Source organism: Caulobacter sp. P1_B12_2, assembly GCF_056406675.1.
On record NZ_JBFTZS010000268.1, the window covers coordinates 1 to 6,908 of the forward strand.

The 6,908-nt window shown below is 68.8% G+C and carries 5 protein-coding genes and 1 pseudogene; 4 read left to right on the forward strand and 2 right to left on the reverse strand.

Annotation, left to right across the window (positions count from 1 at the left end):
• Nucleotides 1-221: 221 nt before the first annotated feature.
• Nucleotides 222-1,985, forward strand: a complete 1,764-nt coding sequence (locus AC1DZ6_RS16270) for a class I adenylate-forming enzyme family protein (RefSeq protein ID WP_477098192.1) — start codon at nucleotides 222-224, stop codon at nucleotides 1,983-1,985.
• Between the two features lie 27 nt (nucleotides 1,986-2,012).
• Complete coding sequence (locus AC1DZ6_RS16275) at nucleotides 2,013-2,378, forward strand: iron chaperone (protein WP_477098193.1); 366 nt, start codon at nucleotides 2,013-2,015, stop codon at nucleotides 2,376-2,378.
• Nucleotides 2,379-2,389: 11 nt separating this feature from the next.
• Here the strand turns inward: AC1DZ6_RS16275 and AC1DZ6_RS16280 are convergent, their stop codons facing one another.
• Nucleotides 2,390-3,895, reverse strand: coding sequence for an amidase family protein (locus AC1DZ6_RS16280; RefSeq protein WP_477098194.1), 1,506 nt, complete (start codon nucleotides 3,893-3,895; stop codon nucleotides 2,390-2,392).
• Nucleotides 3,896-3,996: 101 nt separating this feature from the next.
• Here AC1DZ6_RS16280 and AC1DZ6_RS16285 point away from each other — a divergent pair, with 101 nt between their 5' ends.
• Nucleotides 3,997-4,728, forward strand: coding sequence for a TlyA family RNA methyltransferase (locus AC1DZ6_RS16285; RefSeq protein WP_477098195.1), 732 nt, complete (start codon nucleotides 3,997-3,999; stop codon nucleotides 4,726-4,728).
• A gap of 66 nt (nucleotides 4,729-4,794) precedes the next feature.
• Here AC1DZ6_RS16285 and AC1DZ6_RS16290 read toward each other — a convergent pair whose 3' ends face one another.
• Nucleotides 4,795-5,451: a hypothetical protein gene (locus AC1DZ6_RS16290; RefSeq protein ID WP_477098196.1), complete on the reverse strand. Its 657-nt coding sequence runs from the start codon at nucleotides 5,449-5,451 to the stop codon at nucleotides 4,795-4,797.
• Between the two features lie 254 nt (nucleotides 5,452-5,705).
• Between AC1DZ6_RS16290 and AC1DZ6_RS16295 the strand changes: the two are divergent.
• Nucleotides 5,706-6,873, forward strand: a pseudogene (locus tag AC1DZ6_RS16295) (class I SAM-dependent RNA methyltransferase).
• The last annotated feature ends 35 nt before the right edge of the window (nucleotides 6,874-6,908 follow it).

A 6,908-nucleotide genomic window follows, 5' to 3' on the forward strand; every position in this document is an offset into this window, starting at 1 on the left:
CGCACACCCAGCCTCCGCCCCTATGGGGGCGGACAGGCGACGCAGTCGCCAGGTGGGGGCAAGTGCGTGAGCCACTGGCTCTATCGCCCAGCCCACCCCTCTAAGTAATCATTGTTCCCTTACGTTTCGAACAGACGTTTGCATCCCGCCTCGGCCTGTGCTTTCTCCCTAGGGAAACGTGCTCGGCCAGCGAAGCGCGACCACAAACCGGGAGAGTAACGATGACCCAGGCCGCGCCCACGCCCAACCCCTCGACCATCCCCTGGCCCGCCATGTCGGTTCGGCAGGCCTACGCCATGATCACCGCCGCCGGTTCGCCCGGCGAGATGGAGGAGATCGACGTCCGGGGCGTGCCGACCCGGGTCTGGAAAAACTGCCCGCCGACCCTGCGCGACACCCTGCTTGTGGGCCGCACCCACGGCGACAAGATTTACATGGTCCACGAGGACGAGCGGGTCAGCTTCGAGGCCTTCTACCGCGCCGTGACGGTGTTCGCCGCCGAATTGGAATCGGCCGGCGTCAAGAAGGGCGACCGGGTCGCCATCATCATGCGCAACCTGCCGGAATGGCCGGTGGCCTTCTATGCGGGCCTCACGCTCGGCGCGATCATGACGCCGCTGAACGCCTGGTGGACCGGCCAGGAGCTGGAATACGGCCTGGTCGACAGCGGGGCCTCGGTGGCGGTGATGGACGTCRAGCGCTATGAGCGCCTGGCCGAGCACTTCGACAACTGCCCCGCGCTGAAGACCGTCTATGTCAGCCGCAGCAAGGAAGAGATCGCTCATCCGTACGTGCGCCGGATGGAGAAGGTGATCGGCTGCCCCAACGACTGGATCAAGCTGGACGAGAAGCCGCTTTCGACCGTCGAGCTGGGCCCCGAGGACGACGCGACGATCTTCTACACCTCGGGCACGACCGGAAAGCCGAAGGGGGCCCTGGGCACCCATCGCAACGTCAACAGCAACATCTTCGCCGCCGCCGCCGCCGGCGCCCGCAGCTTCCTGCGTCGCGGCGAGGCGCCGCCCCAGCCCGATCCCAGCCTGCCGCAGAAAGGCTCGCTGATCTCGGTGCCGTTCTTCCACGCCACCGGCTGTTTCGCGGTGATGAACCCCTCGCTGTTCGCGGGCGCCAAGCTGGCCATGATCCGCAAGTGGGATCCGGAAAAGGCCATGCAACTGATCCAGGACGAGAAGCTGACCCAGATGGGCGGCGTGCCGACCATCGCCTGGCAGATCATCGAGCATCCCAGCCGTCCGAACTACGACCTGTCGTCGCTGGAGACCGTCGCCTATGGCGGCGCGCCCTCGGCCCCGGAATTGGTGCGCAAGATCAAGGAACTGTGGCCCAAGTCGTCGCCCGGCAACGGATGGGGCATGACCGAGACCTCGGCCACCGCCACCAGCAACTCGGGCGAGGACTACGAGAACCGTCCCGACAGCTGCGGCCCGCCCGTGCCGGTCACCGACCTGAAGATCATGACCGTCGAGGCGCCCTACCGCGAACTGGCGATCGGCGAGGTCGGCGAGCTGTGGTGCAAGGGGCCGCAGGTGGTGAAGGGCTATTGGAACAAGCCCGAAGCCACCGCCCAGACCTTCGTTGACGGCTGGGTGCGCACCGGCGACCTGGCGCGTCTGGACGAAGAGGGCTTCTGCTACATCATCGACCGGGCCAAGGACATGCTGATCCGAGGCGGCGAGAACATCTACTGCATCGAGGTCGAGAACGTCCTCTACGACCATCCCGCGGTGATGGACGCGGCCCTGGTGGGCATCGAGCACAAGACTCTTGGCGAAGAGCCGGCCGCCGTCGTGACGCTGAAACCCGGCGCCGAGGCTACGGAAGCCGAACTCCGCGCCTTCGTCGCCGATCGCCTGGCCGCCTTCAAGGTGCCGGTGAAGGTGGTCTTCTGGCCCGAGACCTTGCCCCGCAACGCCAATGGCAAGATCATGAAGAACGAACTGAAGAAGGTGTTCGTCGAAGGGTAGGCGAGCCCTCCAGGCCTGGAGGCGGCGATGGTCCAGTCGAAAGCTTTGAGCGTCGACGCCTTCATGGCCGAGGTCCCCGAGGACCGTCGGCCGGCCCTTGAACGGTTGCGCCAGCTGTGTCGTGAGGCGTTGACCGGCTTGGACGAGGGCATGAGCTATGGCATGCCCGCTTACGGCCCGCCCGGCGCGCCGGTGATCGCCTTTAACAATCAGAAGCAGTACGTCGCCTTCTATGCGGGCGCGACGGCGGTGGCGCGGTTCGCCGACCGGCTGGCGGGCGTCGATTGCGGCAAGGGCTGCATCCGCTACCGCAAGCCCGCCGCCATCGACTTCGACCTGGTGCGCGACATCCTCGAGGATGTGCGCGCCAGGAACGGAGCCGCGTGTCGCTGAGCTAGGCCGGTTTAGGCGCTGACCGGCGGTTTCCGCCAAGCCCACGGCTGCGCCGTCTCCAGCTCGTAGGCCAGCGCCAGCAGCGTCGTCTCGGCCCCGACTCGCCCGGCGAACTGCACGCCCACCGGCAGGCCGTCGGCGGTCCAGTGCAGCGGCACGCTCATCGACGCCGCCCCGGCCACGTTGTGCAGGGTGGTGTAGCCGACATAGGCGTTGAGGCGCTCGGTCAGGTGGGGGATGTCGACCGTCCCCGCCACCCAGCCCAGCGGGGCGGGCGGCAAGCCCAGGACCGGCGAGACGATCACGTCGTAGCGGTCGAACCAGCGATCATAGGCCTGGCCCGCCGCGTTCAGATTGGCCACGGCCTTGCGCAGGCCGTCGGGCGGCATCTGGCCGACCAGCTCCGCCATGGCCAGGGTGAACGGCTCCAGCAAGCTGTCGTCCGGCCGTTTGCCGATGGCCTTGCCGACGGCGTCGACCAACTCAGCCGCTCCGCTGGCCCACAGCGCGAGAAAGTCCTGGGCGTAAGCGGCGCCGTCCACCGGCCACTTCGTCGTCTCGACCGTGTGGCCCAGCGATTCCATCAGCTTGCCGGCGTTTTCGGTGGCGGCGCGCACCTCCGGGTGGGGCTGGGCGCCGAGCATGGTCTCGACCACCAGGCCGACCCGCAGCCGCCGCTTGTCGGGACCCGAGATCAGGCCGACCGGGGCCAGGACCGCATCGGTCCCATGGCGCTCGGTCGCGGCCAGCAGGGTGGCGCTGTCGCGGACGCTGTGGCTGACGCAGTGATAGACCGACAGGTCGACCCCGCGCTGGGGCGGACGGCCCAGGACCATCCGGCCGCGGGACGGCTTCAGGCCGAACAGGCCGCAATTGGACGCCGGAATGCGGATCGAGCCGCCGCCGTCGCTGGCGTGGGCGAAGGCCACGACCCCGGCCGCGGTCGCCGACGCGGCGCCGCCAGACGAGCCGCCGCTGGAATGAGCCGGGTTCCAGGGGTTGCGGGTCGGCGGGAAACCGACCGGCTCGGTGGTCGGCAGGAAGCCGTATTCCGGCGTCGACGACTTGCCGATGACGATCAGCCCGGCCTTGTCGAAGCAGTCGGTGTAGGGCTCCTGGGTCTTGGCCGGCGGGTTGCGCAGCATGGCGCGCGAGCCGCTGAAGGTGGGCAGGCCGACATAATCGTCCAGGTCCTTGACCAGGAACGGCACGCCCGCGAAAGGGCCAGCCGGCGGAGCGGCGCCTGCGTCGAGGCGCTTGGCCTTGTCGATCGCGCGGTCGAAGTCGGGGGTGACCAGGAAGCCCAGCTTGGGCTGCAGCGCCTCGGCGTCGCGCACGGCCTTTTCCGTCACCTCCAGCGCGCTGACTTCCTTGCGGCGGATGCGGCCGGCGATCTCGACGGCGTCGGGCGTCCAGGGGGCGGATGTGGCGGCGGCCGGCTTGGCCGAGGCCTCGGAAACGGCGGCGGCGGCGATCGTGGCGGCCCCGGCCACCAGGCCCTGACGTCTGGACATCATGAGTTTCCCCCTCTTGGATCCGACGTCTGGAGCGCGTCGGTGATCAGTGTTCACTGTGAACCGAAGGGCGCCGTCTCCGCAAGTCGTGCTAAAGCCCGCCGATGAAACGCAAACGCGCCGACATTCTGCTGGTCGAGACCGGCCTGTTCGACAGCCGGGCCAAGGCCCGCGCCGCCATCGAAGCCGGGGCCGTAAAGGCCGACGGCAAGGTCGTGACCAAGCCGTCGCAAGAGCTTGAGCAGACCGCCGTGCTGGAAGGCGTGGCCGCCTTCCCGTGGGTGGGGCGAGGCGCCCTGAAGCTGGCCCATGCCCTGGAGCTGTGGCCGATCGCGGTCGAGGGCAAGGTCGCGCTGGACGTCGGGGCCTCGACCGGCGGCTTCACCGAGGTGTTGCTGTCCAAGGGCGCGGCCAAGGTCTACGCCGTCGACGTCGGCCGCGAGCAGTTGCATCCGCGCATCGTCGCCGATCCGCGCGTGGTCGACCTTTCGGGCGTGGACGCCCGGGTGCTGGACGAAGGTCACCTCGACGAGACGCCCAGCCTGGTGGTCAGCGACGTCAGCTTCATCTCGGTGGAGAAGTGCCTGCCCGTGGCTCTGGATCTGGCGGAGCCGGGCGCGGATCTGGTCAGCCTGATCAAGCCGCAGTTCGAGGCCGGCCGCGAGCGGGTGGGAAAGGGCGGCCTGGTCAAGGATCCGCAGATCATCGCCGACTGCATCGCCTCTGTCTCGGCTTTCGTCGAGGCGTCCGGCTGGACGGTCAAGGGCGTGGCGCCCAGCCCGATCACCGGCGGCGACGGCCAGGTCGAGCACCTGCTCTGGGCCACCAAGGACTAGCCAAGAAAAAGGCCGCCGGCGCGAACGCCGGCGGCCCCAAGATGATCGAATGAGAAATCGGATCGTTTAGTCGACGACCTGGTAGCGGCCCGAAGAGTCAGGGCAGACGCGCACGAAGCGCTTCTGGGTGCGACCGTCGGGCAGGTAGATCGGGCTTTCGGCCAGGGTGCAGCCGTTGGCGTCGGCCCCGCCGGCAGCTCTGTTGCTGTCGGTCACGCTGTAGGAGCGCTCGGACTCGTAGGTGTAGCCGTCGCGACGGTCGCCATAGCGGCTGTCCTCGTAGCGAGGCGCATAGCCGCGATCCTCGTACCCGCGGTCGGCGGGCTCGTTGTAGGCGCCTTGATTGTAGGCCGGCGGGGGAGGCGGAGGAGGCGGGTTGGCGCCCGGCGCGCAGGCGGCCGAGTTGCGGCCGATGGCCGAACCGGCGATCGCGCCCAGCAGGCCGCCGAGCACGGCGCCTTCGGTGCGGGCGCCCTTGGCGGCCACGCCGCTGCCGATCGCCGCGCCGATGCCGGCCCCGGCCAGACCGCCGCCCGTGCCGCGCTGCGTCGTGCTGCGGCGGCAAGGATCGTAGTAGTAGCCGTTGCTGTCATAGCCATTGCCGCCGGCATAGGCGCCCGCGTTGCCATAGGCGCCATAGGCCTGGGCCGAGGCCATCGTCGGCGCCAGCGCGCCGGCGAGCGTGGCCGCGGCGGCGAGGCCGAGAACGGTCTTGAACATCATGGAAAACTCCTCCGACCGGGTCCGGAGATTCACCGCGACCCGCCTTACCGACCCAAACTGCCAAGCCTTTGATGAACGGCTGTTGAGCGACCCGTTCATCTTCGTTCACGCGTATTCGCTCGGAATACGCTATGAGCGTCCGAAATCTTGTCTGCGCCGATCGTGGCGCGGGCATGGCGGGCGCTGCGCCCCCGAAAATCATCACAGAAATGGCCGGGCCCGGTGAAGGTTCCGCCAGGCGAATTGGACTCTTTATGCGTGAATTCAGGATCCAGGCGGTCGGCGCCCAGGGCGACGGCATCGCCGAGGGCTCTTTCGTCCCCCTGACCCTGCCCGGCGAGCTGATCACCGCCGAGATGGCCGGCAACCGCGGCGAACTGATCGAGGTTCTGGAGCCCAGCCCCGACCGCGTGATCCCCCCGTGCCCGCATTTCGGGGTGTGCGGCGGATGCGCTTTCCAGAACTGGGACGCCAAGCCGTATCTGGAGTGGAAGCGAGAGCAGATCCAGTTCCAACTGGCCCGCGAGGGGCTGGAGACCGAGATCCTGCCGACCTTCGCCTCGCCGCCGGCCTCGCGCCGCCGCGTCGCCCTGCACGCTCGGGGCGGCAAGGGCGGGGCGCGGCTGGGCTTCAAGGAGCGCCGCTCGTGGAACCTGGTGAAGATCGAGGAATGCCCGGTCACCCATCCCAAGCTGGTCGCGGCCTTCCCGGCCCTGGCCCGCCTGGCCGCGCCGTTCCTGGAACACCCCAAGTCGGCCCCGACCCTGCACGTCACCCTGACCGCCACGGGCCTGGACATCGACATCACCGGCGTCGAGGCCAAGAGCGGCGGCCTGTCGGCCGACGCCCGGGTCCGCGCCGCGACGATCGCCGGCGAGCATGACTTCGCCCGGGTCACCATGGCCGGCGAGATGATCTACATGGCCCGCCAGCCGATGGTGAAGCTGGGTCCGGCGATCGTCTCCCTGCCTGCCGGCAGCTTCCTTCAGGCCGTGCCCCAGGCCGAGAAGGCCATGGTCGATTTCGCGATCGAGGCGGCCCAGGGCGCGTCGCGGATCGTCGATCTGTTCAGCGGCGTGGGCACCTTCACCTTCCGTCTGGCGGAAATCGGCCACGGCCACCGGCCTGAAGGCGATCACCGCCGAGGCCCGGGACCTGACCCGCCGGCCGATGCTGTCGACCGAATTGAAAAAGGTCGATGTCGCCGTGCTCGACCCTCCCCGGGCCGGCGCCTATGAGCAGCACGTCGAGATCGCCCAGTCCAAGGTCGCCCGTGTCGTCGGCGTCTCGTGCAATCCGGCCACCTTCGCCCGCGACGCGAAGCTTCTGGTCGACGCCGGCTTCCGCCTGGACCGGGTCTTGCCGGTGGACCAGTTCCTGTGGTCGCCCCATATTGAGCTGGTCGGGGTGTTTTCGCGGTAGGACGAGTCCTCTCCCAGGAGGGGGCCGTCCGGGAG